Source organism: Agromyces sp. NPDC058484 (assembly GCF_042720415.1).
In the GTDB taxonomy this organism is placed as follows: Bacteria; Actinomycetota; Actinomycetes; order Actinomycetales; family Microbacteriaceae; genus Agromyces.
Window position 1 is genome coordinate 15,386 of record NZ_JBHXMP010000003.1, and the last position, 14,349, is coordinate 29,734.

Below are 14,349 nucleotides of genomic sequence, written 5' to 3' on the forward strand. Positions count from 1 at the left end.
CGCCGCCGCGGCGATGGTTCAGGCGAGCGCCCGGCGCTCCCGGCGACGCGCGCCGAGGTCGGCGACGCCCACGGCGCAGGCGAGCGCCAGGAAGATCGCGACCGAGAGCATCCCGAATCCGTAGGCGTGGTGGTAGACGGTGACGTCGGCCGATTCGACCGAGCCGTTCTCACGGAAGATGGTCGCGTAGAACAACGAGAGACCCACGGCGGTGCCGACGGCCGTGCCGATGCGCTGACCCAGCTGCCCGACCGAGCCCGCCAGTCCGCCCTGCTTCGGCGGGATCTCGGCGAGGGTGAGGGTCTGATTCGGCGAGATCACGAGGCCGCCGCCGGCGCCGCCGGCGGTGAGAGCCGCCGCCATCGCCCAGGGCGTGACCGCATCGGGCACCGCGAGGGCGATCAGCACCAGCAGCCCTGCGGCCGCGAGCACGAGCACGAGGCCGAACACGACGAGCGGCCGGCCGAACCGGTCGACGAGCCGGCCGCCGATCCATGACGTGACGGCGCTCGCCAGGGCGAAGCCGATGCTCACCATTCCCGCGTACACGGCGGAGAGTCCCAGACCGAGCTGAAGGTACAGGTTCGTCAGCAGGAACATCGGCGGCATCGCCATGAAGTACGCACTCGCGAGCAGGGTGCCGTTGCGGTACGAGGCGACTCCGAACATGCCGACCGGCACGAGCGGCGGTCGTCCGGATGCCGCGTAGTGCCGTTCCCAGACGACGAACGCCGTGGCGGCGATGACGAAGACGACCAGCGTCCACCACCTGGCCGGGTTGTCGTCGGGGGAGCCCGTGGTGAACAGGAACGGCCACATCAGCGACAGCACCGCGACGCCGAACAGCAGCACGCCGACCGGGTCGAGCGAGAGCTTGCGAGTCGAGGGCGTATGCGTCTCGGGCAGCAGCCAGAGGGCGAGTGCGATCGCCACGACCGAGAGCGGGACGTTCATCCAGAAGACCCACCGCCATCCGTCGGTCGGCCCGCCGATCGCGATCGCGAGCCCGCCGAGCGTCGGGCCGATGGCGGTCGCGATGCCGATGGTCGCTCCGAAGAGCCCGAACGCACGACCCCGCTCGGCACCACGGAAGAGATGCTGGATGAGGCCGATCACCTGCGGCATCTGGATGCCCGCGGCCACTCCCTGCAGGAGCCTGGCAACCAGGAGAACGCCCGCCGTCGGCGCGAGCGCGCAGGCGAGACTCGTGAGCGTGAAGAGCGTGAGCCCGATCACGAACATCCACCGCCTCGACCACTGGTCGCCGATGCGACCCGCCGGCACGAGCGTGAGCCCGAAGGTGAGCACGTACCCCGAGACGACGAGCTGCAGCTCGGTCGAGCTCGCCCCCAGCCCCTCCTCTATCGCGGGCAGCGCGACGTTGACCTTCGTGAGGTCCATGATCGTGAGCCCTGCCACCGCCACGCAGACCCAGAACGCTCGCCAGCGATGGCCTTCGGGGAGCGGGATCGACCGGGTCTCGGGCGCGTGCGTCATCCCACTCACCCTATGCCTCGCCCCGTCGGGGCCTGCGGACGAGATGAGGCCGGCGTCTGCATGGACGCCGGCCTCTCGAATGTGGGCCTCCGTAGAGAGGTTGAGAACCCCTGCTTCGCCCTGAGCACGGTGAAGTTGCGCAGGTCACGCGGTGTCTACCACAAGCAATCGGTGTTCGGCGGGACTGACAGGAGTACGTGCGATTTCATGCACGACCGTTGAGGTCATGCGTCGGCCGGCGGGCCCACCATTCGCTTCGTCTCTGTGACGACGCCGCTCGGGATGCCGCCACGCAGGACCGTGTCGATGTTCCGCCACACCGTCGCGATCCTGCGCTGCACGTTCTCCCAGCCGACGCCCGCCATGTGCGGCGTGCACACGACCTGCTCCAGGCTGAGCAGCTCGCTCCCCATCTCGAGCGGCTCGTTGCGGTAGACATCGAGCCCGGCCCCCGCGATGCGCCTCTCGCGCAGGTGTTCGACGAGTGCATCCTCATCGACGACCTCACCGCGCCCGACATTGATGAGCACGCCGCTGCGCTTCATCAGCGCGAGCTGGTCGCGTCCGATCAATCCGTTGGACCGCGCGTTCAGCGGCAGACTCAGGGCGACGATGTCGGACACCGTCATCAGCTCTTCCAACGAGACGGCGCGGGCCGGGATGAGCTCGGATACGGTCAACGGGATCTCCGCGTCGTCGTAGAAGACCACGTCGGCAGCGAAGCCGTGGTGCACGATCTTCCCGATCCAGCGTCCGATGTTGCCGAGTCCCACGATGCCGACGGTCTTGCCGTAGAGCTCGGAATACGACGTCTCGTCCAGATCGGGGCGCCATTTGCCTTCGCGCATGATCTGCAGTGAAGCCGGAATGCGCCGCAGCACCGCGAGCATGAGCGTGATCGCGTGCTCTGCGACGGAGATCGAATGGGTCTTCATCTGCGCTACCGGCACCTGCAGCTCGTTGAGGACGTTTATCGGAAGCTGGCCGTAGCCGGAGCTCATGTACTGGATGAACTTGGCGTTGTTGGCGGCCCGGAACACCGCCTCGGGCACGTCGACGCCTGAGATCAGGAAGTCGGCGTCCACGGCTTCGCGGCAGAGGTCCGACACATCCGACCGTGGAGGCATGACCTGCAGATCGAATCCTGGCGGCGTCGAGTGCTCGAGGCCATCGACGTAGTCCTTCAGGGGGTTGACGACGAGTACTTTGTGGGTCATGAACGCACCGCTTTCTTGAGTCTCTTGGAGTCGCGTCCCGGCTATGCCGGCAAGGCCGCAACAATCGCGTCCACGACCTCTTGCGTTCCCGACGTACCACCGAGATCGCGCGTACGAGGCCCATCTGCCAGCACCGTCTCGACAGCGCCCTGGATGTCCCCCGCCACCTTCGTCAACAGGCCGTCCCCGTGGCGTTCGCCCAGCCAATCCAGCATCATCGCGGTCGACAGGATCATCGCCGTTGGATTTGCGATCCCTTGGCCTGCGATGTCGGGCGCACTGCCGTGCGACGGCTGGAAGACGCCGTGCGTGAGGCTGACGTCGGCAGAGGGCGCGACACCAAGACCGCCCACGAGTCCGGCTGCCAACTCTGAGACGATGTCGCCGAAGATGTTCTCGGTGACGACGACATCGTATCGCCCCGGATCCGTGATCATATACATGGAACCGACGTCGATGTAGAACTTCGCGCTTCCGACGTCGTCGTTCTTGGCAGCGACTTCGTCGAACACCTTCTCCATCAGCACGTTGCTTCGCAATGCATTCGACTTGTGCAGCAGTGTCACATGTCCCGGCGTGCCGCGCTGGCGCCGAGATCGTGCCTGCGAGAATGCGAGGTCGAAGAGCTTCTCGCACGTGGCGCGAGTGATGGTCATGCGATCGCTCGCGCGCTCATTGCTCGGCTCGTGCTCGTCCGCAAGTCCCGCGAACATCCCTTCGGACGTTTCGCGAATGACGAGCATGTCGATGTCGTTCGCCTTCACGGGGCTTTCGACCCCCGCGAAGAGCCGAACCGGCCGAAGGCTCGCGAAGAGTTCGTAGTGAGCCCGCATCTCGACTTGGGCGCCCAGTTCCAGCCCTCCCGGCCCGCGCACGTCGGGCAGGCCCATGGCGCCGAACAGCACAGCGTGCGCCGTGGAGCCGATACGATCCATCTCGACAGCGGTGATCTTCCTGCCCGTCCGGCGGTACAGATCTGCGCTGTAGTCATGGAACACGTAGTCGAGCTCGAGTCCGTAGCGTGTCTCGCGATCCGCAAGCACAGTCAGTGCTGCGTCGACGACTTCGGGCCCGATTCCGTCACCGGGTATGACGGCGATCTTGTACTGCATCACGGCTGTCCTGTTCTCTTCTCTGCATTGCTGTGCCGTTGTCGTGATCCTGTTGCTTGAAGCCGCGGTGATTGCTCCACCGCAGCTCGGGCCGCCGCCGCCGCTATCGCGAGGGCCGCCTCGTCGATACCGGTGCTGTGCCCTGCCATATGCAGCGTGCGCACGAGGTGCTCGGTGGCGAGGTTGCCGTGGGCGCCAGGTGCGAACGGGCAGCCGCCGTAGCCGGCCAGCGCGGCGTCGAAGCGGGTGACGCCGAGCTGGATCGCTGCGAGTGCTGTTGCGAGGGCCTGGCCGTGTGCGTCATGCAGATGCAGCGACAGATCTGCATGCTGGTTCGCGTCGATGACGGTCGCGAGGGCTGAGAGCACGCGCTCGGTCGGCGTCGTGCCGAGGGTGTCGGCGAGGCCGATGTCGGTGATGCCCATCGCGATGAAGCGGTCGACGACGTGCGCCAGTCGCTTCGTAGGGATGTCGCCTTCGAAGGGACAGGTGAACGCGGTGGAGACGCCGGCGAGGAATCGCACGCCCGGGTGGTGCCGAACGGCGGACTCGAGGCTGTCGAGCGCCTCATCGATCGAGCGTCCCGCGTTCGCTCGACTGTGGGCCTCGCTGGCGCTCGTGACGATCGAGATGACCGGCGTGCCCGCGGCGATCGCGCGGTCGATGCCGCGATCGTTCACGGCCAATCCGCTGACCACCGCCCGCTCCAGCAATCCCTTGTCCGCCAGCCCTGCGAGCAGGGCGTCTGCGTCGGCCATCTGCGGCACCTTCGACGGGTTGACGAACGAGGCCGCCTCGATGGCCGGCACTCCGGCGTCGGCCAGCAGGCCCGCGATACGCACCTTCAGCTCGGTCGGAACGACGACATCCTCGTCCTGCAGGCCGTCGCGCAGATAGACGTCCGTGATCGTGACGCTGCTCATGCGCCGAGACCCGCCCGCGCGCCAGCAGGCTCGTGCGCGTTGTGCTCGGCCGCCGTGCCGGTGATCCGGTCGATCTCCCATTCGGCGTAGCCGGCGATTTCGGTCAGCACCTCACGGGTATGCTCGCCGAGCTCCGGCCCGAGCCAGCGCACCGTGCCCTCGGTGCCGGCAATGATCGGCACGACGCCCGGGAATCGTACCGACTCGGGCTCGCCGTCCACGACGACCTCGTGTGTCTGGACCATGCCGCGTGCGAGGTAGTGGCGGTCGTCGGCGATGCTCGGCGCGTCGTACACCGGAGCGGCCGGAACGCCGGCTTCGTGCAGGGCGTCGAGAACCTGTTCGAGTGCCTGCGAGCCCGTCCATTCGGAGATGACGCCGTTGAGCTCGTCCTCCCGGGCGCTGCGGGCGTCGGTCTTTCGCAGCGACTGGTCCTCGGCGAGGTCGTCGCGGCCGACCGCCCGCATGAGTCGTGCGAAGACAGACGCCGAGTTGCCGCCGATAACCACCTCGAGACCGTCGCCGCATGCGTAGGAGCCGGTCGGGACGACGCCGGGCAGCCGGCCGCCGGTGCGCGTTCGCACCATGCCATAGGCGTCGTAGTCGGGTACGAGCGACTCCAGCAGGCTGAAGACTCCCTCGTAGAGCGCGACGTCGACGACGGACCGCTGTGCGATATCGTGGCCCTGCGCGCGCTCGAACAGCAGCATGAGTGCCCCGATGGCGCCGTACAGGCCGGCGACCGTGTCGCCCATGCTCGCGGCGGCGCGACCCGCGGGCCGATCCGGTTCGCCCGTCAGGTAGCGCAGGCCGGCGAACGCTTCCGCCGAACTGCCGAACCCCGCCCTGTCACGGTATGGACCGGTCTGTCCGTAGCCCGAGATGCGAACGACGATGAGGTCGGGGTTGCGGGACTTGAGAACCTCGGGTCCGATTCCCCAACGCTCCAACGTGCCCGGGCGGAAGTTCTCGATCACAACATCGCAGTTCGAGGCGATGCGGCGAACCGCCTCCTGACCTTCCTCCGTGTGCAGGTCGAGCGCGACCGAGCGCTTGTTGCGCGCGATCGTGCGGAACATCATCGACGATCCGCCCCGGGTCTTGCGCCAGTCGCGCAGCTCGTCGCCCGTCTCGGGGCGTTCGATCTTGATGACATCGGCGCCGAAGTCGCCGAACAGCCGGGCAGCGAACGGTGCGGCGATGAAGTTGCCGAGTTCGAGCACGCGGATCCCCGCGAGTGGTGCGGTCGCCGTCATGGGAGTGCTCCTTCGAATGGTGTCGTGATGCTCGGGATGCGCTGTGCGCTCGTTCTCGTCGGACTAGGCATCGGCCGTCCGATCGCTCTCGGCGCCTTCGCTCTCGACGTCGTCGCTCTCGACGTCGTCGCCGTCTGGGTCGTCGCCTTCTGCGTCGTGCCGGGAGGCGTGATGATCGATGTCCTGCGCGGACACGGCTCCGGTCGTGAATCCGAAGCCGGTGGGCGTCTCCAGATCGGATCCCGGGTGCTCGAGTTCGCGGGTCGCCACCTGACGCGCCGAGAACAGCCCGGTCGCCACGATCCCGGTTCGCCGGAAGATGTGCAACAGCAACGGCGCCGCGAGCACCAACGCAATCGACGCCGTCAGCGCGATGGCCAGCGGGCCGTCGACGAACGTCAGCGGATCGCCGCCCGAGATCTGCAGCGCCCGGCGCATGCTCGACTCCAGCATCGGTGCGAGCACGAGCCCCACGACAGCGGGGGCGAGCGGGAATCCGAACCTCTGCATGCCATAACCGATGACCCCGAACACGAACATCGTGCCCATGCTGAACAGGTCGAAGCCCAGCGCATAGGCACCCAGCGTGACGAAGGCCAGCACTCCGGAGTAGAGCTTCGCGTCGGGGATCTTCAGCAGCTGAACGAACGCCCCGACGAGCGGCAGGTTGAGCACCAGCAGCAGCACGTTGCCGATGTAGAGGCTGGCGATGATCGCCCAGATCAGGGTGGACTGCTCCGACATCAGCTGGGGCCCGGGCTGCAATCCGTACATCGTGAACACGAAGAACAGCAGCGCGAGCGTCGGCGAACCGGGGATGCCGAGCGTGAACAGGGGAACGAGGCCTCCGCCGACACCGGCATTGTTCGCCGCCTCAGGGCCCGCGACGCCCTCGATCGCGCCCTTGCCGAACTCGTCCCGGTGTTTCCTGGACAGACGCTTCTCCAACGGATACGAGAAGAAGGAGCCGAGGGTGCCCATGCCGGCAGGAGCCCGACGAAGAACCCGAGGAAGGTCCCCCGGAACCAGGGGGCGGTGGAGCGGCGCCAGTCCTCCTTGGTCATGAAGATCTTGACCTTGCCGACCTCCGGCGCCGGCCCGACATGACGACGGGTCAGATTGGCCAGTGCCTCCGGGATGGCGAACAGGGCCATCGCGAAGATCGCGAAGTCGATGCCGCTGGTCAGCTCGAGTACACCGAGCGTCATGCGCGGGAACCCGGCCTGTGGATCCATACCGATCATCGCGACCGCCATGCCGAACACCGTCGAGATACCGGCCTTGAGCCGGGATCCGCCCGTAAGGTTCGACAGCATGATCAACGCGAGCAGAAGCAGCAGGGCGTAGACGTTCGATCCGAACGCCACCGAGACCTGCGCCAGCATGGGCGCGAGCAGCATCAGCAGGATCGTCGAGATCGTGCCGGCGACGAACGAGCCGATCGCCGCGGTCGCCAGCGCCGGCCCGCTACGGCCGCGTCTTGTCATCTCGTAGCCGTCGATGGTCGACATTACGGTGCCGATCTCGCCGGGGGTTCGGATGAGGATGGAGGTGATCGACCCCCCGTACATGGAGCCGTAGTAGATGCCGCACAGGAGGATCAGCCCGCTGACCGGATCGAGCCCGAACGAGACGGGGATCAACAGGGCGATCGCCGTCGTCGGGCCGATGCCGGGAATCACTCCGACCACCGTGCCGATCAGCACCCCGAGGAAGGCGAAGAGCAGATTCATCGGGGTCAGCGCGTTGGCGAAGCCCTCACCGAGGTTGCCGAGGATATCCATCAGGGCAGCACTCCCGCGAGCAGCCCCTCAGGCAGCGGCACCCGAAGCAGGTATTCGAAGACCACCAGTACGATCACCGGGAACACCACCGCGTACACGATGTTGCTCTTCCAGCTCCGCGGCGAGAAGTACGAGGTGACCCCCATCAGGAACGCGGCAGTCGAGAGCAGGTAGCCGACGGGAATGAACGCGACGACGTAGGCGGCGAGCATCGCAAGTGTGATCCAGAGTCGCCTGCCGTCCCTCGTGGGCGGCTCCGTCTCATCCGCCGTGGCGGGGCGGAACCGCAGCCCGGTGAGGGCGAGTGCGGCTCCGCCCGCGACGAGCAGGATGCCGAGAAGCGTCGGGAAGACAGCAGGTCCGATGACCGAGGCGGACGAGGGATCCGGCTGCGTCTGCAGCGCGACGATCGTGTACGCCACTCCGAGGACACCGACGACGGCGCCTGCGACGACATCCTTCGGCCGCCGCTTGAGATTCTCGGCAGCCACGGGTCAGCCCGCCGCCCCGACGCTCTCGAGCGCTGTCTGCAGCTGCGCGTACGACTCGTCGAGGAACGTCTGCAGCTCGTCGCCCGCAAGGTACGCCGTGCCCCACTGATTGCGGTCGGCGATCTCCTGCCAGGACGGCGTCTCGAGCAACTCCTGCAGCTTCGCCTGCCAGTACTCGACCGCATAGTCGGGCATGTTCGGGGGGCCGTAGACGCCGCGCCAGTTGTTCAGCGTGACGTCGTAGCCGAGCTCGACTGCAGTCGGGATATCGGCCAGTGGTGCTTCGAGTCGCTCCTCCGAGAGCACGGCGAGGCCTTGGAGCTCGCCGGCTTCGATCTGCGCTCCGTACTCAGTGACACCGGAAACGCTCGCTACGACATCGCCGTTCATCAACGCGGTGAGGTACTCGCCACCGCTCTCGAACTCGATGAAGTTGATCGCGGACGGGTTGCCGCCGGCGGCGTCGACGAGCAGGGCCAACGGCAGCTGGTCGTCGCCGCTCGCCGCGATCGGCACCGACTGCGGGTCTGCGGCGATGGCATCGAGGAGCGCTCCGAGGTCTTGGAACTCGGAGTCGGCCGGAACCGCGACCAGGAAGTTCTCGATCAACAGGCGGGCAATCACGGTGACATCCGTGTAGTGCACATCGCATTGACCGCGCAGCTCCATCGACTGCAGCGGGACCGACGTCATCGCGATCTCGTTGTCGGCGTCGGCGTGGCGATTGATCATGTCGTTCAGCAGCACGCAGCCGACCGCTCCCGGGCGGTTCTGCACGTTCACCTGGACGGGCACAGCGTCTTCGCGTTCGATCACTTCGACGAGGGCGCGAGCGGTCGCGTCCCAGCCGGAGCCCGGCTCGGAGCCGACGCTGAAGTTGATCGGGCGGTTCGGGTAGTCGTCGCCGGAGCCTGCCGCACTTGCGGAGCAGCCGGTGAGGGCAATGGCGGCAATGGCCAGCAGGGCGGTGGCTGGTGCTAGGAGACGCTTCATCGGGTTTCCTCTTCTCGGAGCCGATCGACGGGGTGTCGATCTTGTGACTCTCATATATTGGGAGTAAACTTCTACTTTATGAGAGGGACTGTAACAGGAATCGGCGTACTCGACAAGGCCATGGCGATCGTCGACGCGGTCGAGTTCCAGCCGATGACCGCCAGCGAGGTCGCGCAGAAACTCGGTGTGAATCTGTCGACGACCCACCGCCTCGCGATGGCACTGGTCGAGCACGGCCTGCTCGCGCGGGATGGCGAAAATCGCTTCCACGCGGGCCCGCGGTTCGACACCAATCGCCTGGCACTCGCGGCACGGCCGATCCTGGCCGAGCTGCGCGATCAGACCGCGGAGTCGGCGCAGCTCTGGATCCGGCGCGGTGACGTGCGCGTCTGCCAGGAGTCGGCCGATGCGACGCAGGAGCTCCGTGTCACGCTCCCCGTCGGATGGGTGCTGCCCTTGGCAGAGGGAGGCTCCGCGGGTCGCATCCTGTCCGGAGAGTCGACGCAGCAGGAGGACGACGGCACCGACCCTGGCTGGATCGAGTCGATCTCCCAGCGCACGGTGGGTCTGGCGTCGGTCAGCGCGCCGGTGCGCGTCGGCGAAGAGATCGTGGCGGCGATATGCCTGGTGGCGCCGCTGCCTCGCGTGACGTCAACGCCCGGCGAGCAGTGGGGCAAGTTCGTGGCGGCCGCAGCTGACGAGCTCGCGGCGCTGCTCAGCCGCTGACCGGCCGGGTGCATCGAGTCCTTGCGGACCGGATTCGTAATCGTGTTCGACCTGCGCTGGGCTGACAACGGCGCCCCACCGCGATCGAGGTGCGCACTTGGCGCGACGGCGAGCTCGTGCCGGAAGACTCGACCTCGACCCTCATCTTCTCGCCCGCCGAGATCGTCAGCGACCTCTCACAGCTCGTCACGCTCGAGCCCGGCGACTTCATCCTCACCGGCACGCCCGCTGGCGCGAGACCTTCGCCCCGGCTAGCGAGCCGAGGTCGCGGACCCGGCGACCTCGGCCCGGGGAGCAAGCTCTCGACCGGCCGCCTGGCCTCCACCGCACGCGTCGGTGACCAGCGGCTGCCGGCTTTTCCCGTCCAGCCGAAGCCGGCGCCCCAACAGTCGGCGGACGTATCCGGTCGCCCAGTTCCAGGAGTCCGGCCTGCGCAAGCGGGCCTCAGTCCCACAACGGCGACAAGGCCCGAACCGAAGCCAACGCTACTGATGGCAAGAATTCGAACCTTGTGCGCACGGTGGACCCAGGGGGATTCGAACCCCCGACCTTCTCATTGCGAACGAGACGCGCTACCAACTGCGCCATGGGCCCGAGCGACAACGAGCCTATCATCACCGGGAGGCCGGTTCGAACCACGGCCGGCGGGTCAGCCTGCCCGCCGGCGGCGGCGGAGCACCGCGTCGAGGTCGCCGAAACCGGGCCGGGCGTCGTCGACGGCGCCCATGCGCGCATACGGACTCGCGTGCTCCTCGGCAGGGCGACCGGATGCCGCGGCAGACGTGGCGGCATCCGCGGCGGGTGCCGCGGCGGCGGGCGCGATCGTGGGCACCGCCGGCTCGAGCTCCTCGGCGCGGCGTGCGAGCTCGGCCTCGGCGGCGGCGCGCTTCAGCTCGGCGGCGGCCTCGATCGACGCCATCGCCGTCGCCGCGATCGTGCCGCGTGAGAGGTGCAGGGGCCTCGGGAGCGGTTGCGGCATCCAGCCGTGCTCGCCCGAGGACTCCTCCGGCAGCTCGATGGGCTCGAACGGCACGGCCTCGGGCATCGCCACCGGCGGGGCAGCCGCCACGGCCGCGCGCACCTTCGCAAGCCGAACGATGCCGGTGACGGCCGCGGCGATCCCGGCCCCGCCCCCGGCCGCGATCAGGAGCGATGCGCCGAACATCGCCGCCACGAGTCCGGCGGTTGCAGTGAGGAGCGAGACCAGCAGGAGGAGCGAGCAGAGCGCGCGCCTCCGCCGCAGGGCGCGGCGTGCGCGCACCGGATCCGCGCGGTTCGCCACCGGGACCGACGGCGTCATCACGGGAATCGGCTCGGTCGGTGGAGCATGCACGGATGCCGCGAGCTCGCGTGCGGCATCCGCTGCCTCTTCGGCGGCCCGCCGCTCGGCGATCGCGAGGTGCTCGGCGGTCCGGGCTGCGAGCCGCGCCGCCTGCTCGTGCTCATGCAGGATGCGCTGCTGCGTCGCGACCTCGCGCGCGGTCGCCTCGACGCGCACGGCCTCGGGCGTCTCGGCGGTCTCGGCGAGGATGCGCAGCGTCTGCTGCAGCCGCACTGCATTGCGCTCGGTCGCGAGGTACTGGCGCCGCCGCAGCCAGCTCGGCAGCAGGTACGCGATCCAGAGCAGCGCGGCGACGGCCACGAGCAGTCCCCCACCGATCACGTCCATGCGACAACGCTAGGACACCACGGGCGGGTGCCCCCGAACGGCGCGCGGGTGTCAGCGATCGGTGAGACCCAGGGGGTGGGCTGCGGCGGCGCGGTCCTCGGCGCTCACACGTGCGGCATGCTCGGGCACACGAGCCTCCCGCCACCGGCGGAGCACGCCGCTGGGCACCTCCTCGACGACGAGCGCGAACGCGAAGTGGTCGCGCCAGTCCCCGTTGATGTGGATGAAGCGGCGCCGCAGGCCCTCGTACCTGAAGCCGAGCTTCTCGACGACGCGGAGCGAGGGCTGGTTCTCGGGCCTGATGCAGATCTCCATGCGGTGCAGTCGCAGCACCGAGAAACAGTAGTCGGTGGCGAGCGCGACCGCGGCGGGCGTGATGCCCCGACCGGCGACGGACTGCGCCACCCAGTAGCCGATCGACGCCGACGAGAGGGAGCCGAAGGTGATCGACGATACGTTCAGCTGCCCGACCATCTCCCCGCCGTGCTCGATGACGAACGGCAGCGCGTTGCCGCTCCGCGCGTGTGCCAGGAGGTTCCGGATGCTCGCGCGCGTGTCGATGACCGAACCGCCACCGGGATATGTGGCCTCCCATTGACGCAGCCAGCCCCGGTTGTCGAGGAGCACGCGCTCCAGCTGCTTCGCGTCGCGCGCGCGGATCGGCCGCAACGTGACGTCCCCGTCACGGAGCGTGGGGATCGTGGCCGCCGCCATCGTCAGGTCCGGTCGAATCCGCCGACGTACTCGGCGAGCCAGGGCTTCAGCTCGGGGCCGAGGTCGTTGCGATCGACCGCGAGCTGGATGACCGCCTTGATGTAATCGAGCTTGTCGCCCGTGTCGTAGCGGCGCCCGCGGAACACCACGCCGTAGACGCCGCCGGTGCCCTCGACGTCGGCCGCCATCTCCATGAGCGCGTCGGTGAGCTGGATCTCGCCGCCCTTGCCGGGCTCGGTGCGCTCGAGGAAGTCGAACACGCCGGGTTTCAGCACGTACCGGCCGATGACGGCGAGGTTGGATGGCGCGACCTCGGCGACGGGCTTCTCGACCAGGCCGGTGACGCGAACGACGTCGGGGTCGTCGGTCGCCTCGACCGCGGCCGCGCCGTAGAGGTGGATGGACGACGGGTCGACCTCGAGGAGTGCGATGATCGTCGCGTCACGCTTCTCGTGCTCGTCGAGCATGCGGGTGAGGAGCGGGTCTCTCGCGTCGATGATGTCGTCGCCGAGGAGCACGGCGAACGGCTGGTCTCCGACGTGCATGCGCGCCCGGAGGACCGCATGCCCGAGACCCATCGGATCGCCCTGCCGCACGTAGTGCATGTCGGCGAGGTCGGTGGATTCGTTGACCTTCTCGAGCTTCGCCGTGTCGCCCTTCTGCACCAGGGTCGCCTCGAGCTCGGTGACGCGGTCGAAGTGGTTCTCGAGCGCGTTCTTGTTGCGCCCCGTCACCATCAGGACGTCGGAGAGCCCGGCGTCGACCGCCTCCTCCACGACGTACTGGATCGCGGGCTTGTCGACGACCGGCAGCATCTCCTTCGGCATCGCCTTGGTCGCCGGGAGGAACCTCGTGCCGAGTCCCGCCGCAGGGATGACGGCCTTCGTGATGCGTTGAGTCATGCGACTCAGCGTAACCGGATGTCGCACACCGGCGAGCGTCCGGCGTCGCCGCTGATCGTCCTAGGATGTGAGCCATGCCCGACGACCCGGATGTCCAGAAGCGCATCCTCCGCGCCGAACTCCGTGAGCGTCGACAGAACATGCCCGCGCACGAGCGCGAGCAGGCCACCGAGGGCATCACCGCGCGGCTCGAGGAGCTCGTCGGTTCGACGGGCGCCGAGTCGCTCTCGTGCTATCTCTCGATGCCGACCGAGCCCGACACCCGGCCGTTCGTGCACTGGGCGGAGGCACGCGGCATCCGGGTCCTGTTCCCGGTCACCCGCGAAGACGGACTGCTCGACTGGACCGTCGGCGAAGACGAGACCGAGCTGCTCGGGGTCCACGGTGTGCCCGAGGCGGTGGGGGAACTGCTCGGGCCGATGGCGATCAACGACGTCGACCTCATCCTCGTTCCCGCTGCGGCGATCGACCGCACGGGCATGCGCCTGGGCTGGGGACGCGGCTATTTCGACAAGACCCTCGGTTCGATGGAAAAATGTCCTCCGGTGTACGCCGTCGTCTTCGACGGCGAATTCGTCGAACAAGTGCCGCGCGAGGTGCACGACCAGGCCGTGAACGGCGTCGTGACCCCGACGCGGATCATCGCCTTCTGACGCCGCACCCTCGATCCGGAAGAGTCGCCATGCCCACCTATTCCTACCGCTGCACCGAATGCGACAACGCGTTCGACATCCACCAGGCCTTCACCGACGACGCCCTCACGGTGTGCGATCTCTGCGGCGGCCGCCTCCGCAAGCTCTTCAACACCATCGGCGTGACCTTCAACGGATCGGGCTTCTACCGCACCGACTCGCGTGCGGGCGAGGGCGGATCGTCGGGCGGATCGGGTTCGGGAACGGACGGCTCCGGCTCGTCGGGCTCCGGCTCGGGCTCATCCGGCTCCGGCTCCGGCTCGGGCTCATCCGGCTCCGGCCCCGGCTCGGGCTCATCCGGCTCGGACTCATCCGGTGGCACGCCCTCGACCTCGTCGGCCGGCGGCGGCTCCTCTGCCGGCGGAGTCTGACA

At 68.2% G+C, this 14,349-nt stretch carries 13 protein-coding genes, 1 tRNA gene and 2 pseudogenes; 4 read left to right on the plus strand and 12 right to left on the minus strand.

The window, feature by feature from the left end; translation table 11 throughout:
- Window positions 1–18: 18 nt before the first annotated feature.
- From ACFWN7_RS03605 to ACFWN7_RS03640, 8 genes and pseudogenes are all read right to left on the minus strand, one after another.
- Window positions 19–1,497 carry an MFS transporter gene (locus ACFWN7_RS03605; RefSeq protein WP_376937352.1) on the minus strand — a complete coding sequence of 493 codons (1,479 nt, stop codon included), beginning with the start codon at window positions 1,495–1,497 and terminating at the stop codon, window positions 19–21.
- A gap of 224 nt (window positions 1,498–1,721) precedes the next feature.
- Window positions 1,722–2,714, minus strand: a complete 993-nt coding sequence (locus tag ACFWN7_RS03610) for an NAD(P)-dependent oxidoreductase (RefSeq protein ID WP_376937353.1) — start codon at window positions 2,712–2,714, stop codon at window positions 1,722–1,724.
- 41 nt (window positions 2,715–2,755) lie between these two features.
- Window positions 2,756–3,826: an isocitrate/isopropylmalate dehydrogenase family protein gene (locus tag ACFWN7_RS03615; RefSeq protein ID WP_376937354.1), complete on the minus strand. Its 1,071-nt coding sequence runs from the start codon at window positions 3,824–3,826 to the stop codon at window positions 2,756–2,758.
- A complete protein-coding gene (locus ACFWN7_RS03620) occupies window positions 3,826–4,749 on the minus strand; it encodes a hydroxymethylglutaryl-CoA lyase (RefSeq protein ID WP_376937355.1) in 924 nt (307 codons plus the stop codon). Before ACFWN7_RS03620 ends, ACFWN7_RS03615 begins: the two co-directional genes overlap by 1 nt.
- Complete coding sequence (locus ACFWN7_RS03625) at window positions 4,746–6,005, minus strand: CaiB/BaiF CoA transferase family protein (protein WP_376937357.1); 1,260 nt, start codon at window positions 6,003–6,005, stop codon at window positions 4,746–4,748. The genes ACFWN7_RS03620 and ACFWN7_RS03625 overlap by 4 nt, the downstream gene beginning before the upstream one ends.
- Before the next feature lie 63 nt (window positions 6,006–6,068).
- Window positions 6,069–7,789: pseudogene (locus tag ACFWN7_RS03630) on the minus strand (tripartite tricarboxylate transporter permease).
- Window positions 7,789–8,280 (minus strand): tripartite tricarboxylate transporter TctB family protein, encoded by a 492-nt coding sequence (locus ACFWN7_RS03635; protein ID WP_376937358.1) that lies wholly within the window; start codon window positions 8,278–8,280, stop codon window positions 7,789–7,791. Before ACFWN7_RS03635 ends, ACFWN7_RS03630 begins: the two are co-directional and overlap by 1 nt.
- A gap of 3 nt (window positions 8,281–8,283) precedes the next feature.
- Entirely contained in the window at window positions 8,284–9,273 is a 990-nt protein-coding gene (locus ACFWN7_RS03640) for a tripartite tricarboxylate transporter substrate binding protein (RefSeq protein WP_376937359.1), read from the minus strand.
- 78 nt (window positions 9,274–9,351) lie between these two features.
- Between ACFWN7_RS03640 and ACFWN7_RS03645 the strand changes: the two genes are divergently transcribed.
- Together ACFWN7_RS03645 and ACFWN7_RS03650 are read left to right on the plus strand one after the other, a co-directional pair.
- On the plus strand, window positions 9,352–9,999 hold the full coding sequence (locus tag ACFWN7_RS03645; protein ID WP_376937360.1) for an IclR family transcriptional regulator: 648 nt from the start codon (window positions 9,352–9,354) through the stop codon (window positions 9,997–9,999).
- 83 nt (window positions 10,000–10,082) lie between these two features.
- Window positions 10,083–10,241, plus strand: a pseudogene (locus tag ACFWN7_RS03650) (fumarylacetoacetate hydrolase family protein); the annotation flags it as partial.
- A gap of 279 nt (window positions 10,242–10,520) precedes the next feature.
- Here ACFWN7_RS03650 and ACFWN7_RS03655 read toward each other — a convergent pair.
- The 4 genes from ACFWN7_RS03655 to galU form a co-directional block, all read right to left on the minus strand.
- Window positions 10,521–10,593 (minus strand) — tRNA-Ala (locus ACFWN7_RS03655).
- Between the two features lie 55 nt (window positions 10,594–10,648).
- Window positions 10,649–11,668, minus strand: a complete 1,020-nt coding sequence (locus ACFWN7_RS03660) for a hypothetical protein (RefSeq protein WP_376937361.1) — start codon at window positions 11,666–11,668, stop codon at window positions 10,649–10,651.
- Between the two features lie 51 nt (window positions 11,669–11,719).
- Window positions 11,720–12,382 carry a GNAT family N-acetyltransferase gene (locus ACFWN7_RS03665; protein WP_376937362.1) on the minus strand — a complete coding sequence of 221 codons (663 nt, stop codon included), beginning with the start codon at window positions 12,380–12,382 and terminating at the stop codon, window positions 11,720–11,722.
- A 2-nt stretch (window positions 12,383–12,384) separates the two neighbouring features.
- Window positions 12,385–13,284, minus strand: a complete 900-nt coding sequence (galU, locus tag ACFWN7_RS03670) for a UTP--glucose-1-phosphate uridylyltransferase GalU (RefSeq protein ID WP_376937363.1) — start codon at window positions 13,282–13,284, stop codon at window positions 12,385–12,387.
- Window positions 13,285–13,358: 74 nt separating this feature from the next.
- Here galU and ACFWN7_RS03675 point away from each other — a divergent pair, with 74 nt between their 5' ends.
- Both ACFWN7_RS03675 and ACFWN7_RS03680 read left to right on the plus strand, forming a co-directional pair.
- On the plus strand, window positions 13,359–13,937 hold the full coding sequence (locus ACFWN7_RS03675) for a 5-formyltetrahydrofolate cyclo-ligase (RefSeq protein WP_376937364.1): 579 nt from the start codon (window positions 13,359–13,361) through the stop codon (window positions 13,935–13,937).
- A 29-nt stretch (window positions 13,938–13,966) separates the two neighbouring features.
- Complete coding sequence (locus ACFWN7_RS03680; protein ID WP_376937365.1) at window positions 13,967–14,347, plus strand: FmdB family zinc ribbon protein; 381 nt, start codon at window positions 13,967–13,969, stop codon at window positions 14,345–14,347.
- Window positions 14,348–14,349 lie beyond the last annotated feature (2 nt).

Bases quoted from the DNA above. Each gene is read 5' to 3' on its own strand.
- ACFWN7_RS03605 (WP_376937352.1), bottom strand. From the start codon at position 1,497: ATGACGCACGCGCCCGAGACCCGGTCGATCCCGCTCCCCGAAGGCCAT.
- ACFWN7_RS03610 (WP_376937353.1), bottom strand. From the start codon at position 2,714: ATGACCCACAAAGTACTCGTCGTCAACCCCCTGAAGGACTACGTCGAT.
- ACFWN7_RS03615 (WP_376937354.1), bottom strand. From the start codon at position 3,826: ATGCAGTACAAGATCGCCGTCATACCCGGTGACGGAATCGGGCCCGAA.
- ACFWN7_RS03620 (WP_376937355.1), bottom strand. From the start codon at position 4,749: ATGAGCAGCGTCACGATCACGGACGTCTATCTGCGCGACGGCCTGCAG.
- ACFWN7_RS03625 (WP_376937357.1), bottom strand. From the start codon at position 6,005: ATGACGGCGACCGCACCACTCGCGGGGATCCGCGTGCTCGAACTCGGC.
- ACFWN7_RS03640 (WP_376937359.1), bottom strand. From the start codon at position 9,273: ATGAAGCGTCTCCTAGCACCAGCCACCGCCCTGCTGGCCATTGCCGCC.
- ACFWN7_RS03645 (WP_376937360.1), top strand. From the start codon at position 9,352: ATGAGAGGGACTGTAACAGGAATCGGCGTACTCGACAAGGCCATGGCG.
- ACFWN7_RS03660 (WP_376937361.1), bottom strand. From the start codon at position 11,668: ATGGACGTGATCGGTGGGGGACTGCTCGTGGCCGTCGCCGCGCTGCTC.
- ACFWN7_RS03665 (WP_376937362.1), bottom strand. From the start codon at position 12,382: ATGGCGGCGGCCACGATCCCCACGCTCCGTGACGGGGACGTCACGTTG.
- galU (WP_376937363.1), bottom strand. From the start codon at position 13,284: ATGACTCAACGCATCACGAAGGCCGTCATCCCTGCGGCGGGACTCGGC.
- ACFWN7_RS03675 (WP_376937364.1), top strand. From the start codon at position 13,359: ATGCCCGACGACCCGGATGTCCAGAAGCGCATCCTCCGCGCCGAACTC.
- ACFWN7_RS03680 (WP_376937365.1), top strand. From the start codon at position 13,967: ATGCCCACCTATTCCTACCGCTGCACCGAATGCGACAACGCGTTCGAC.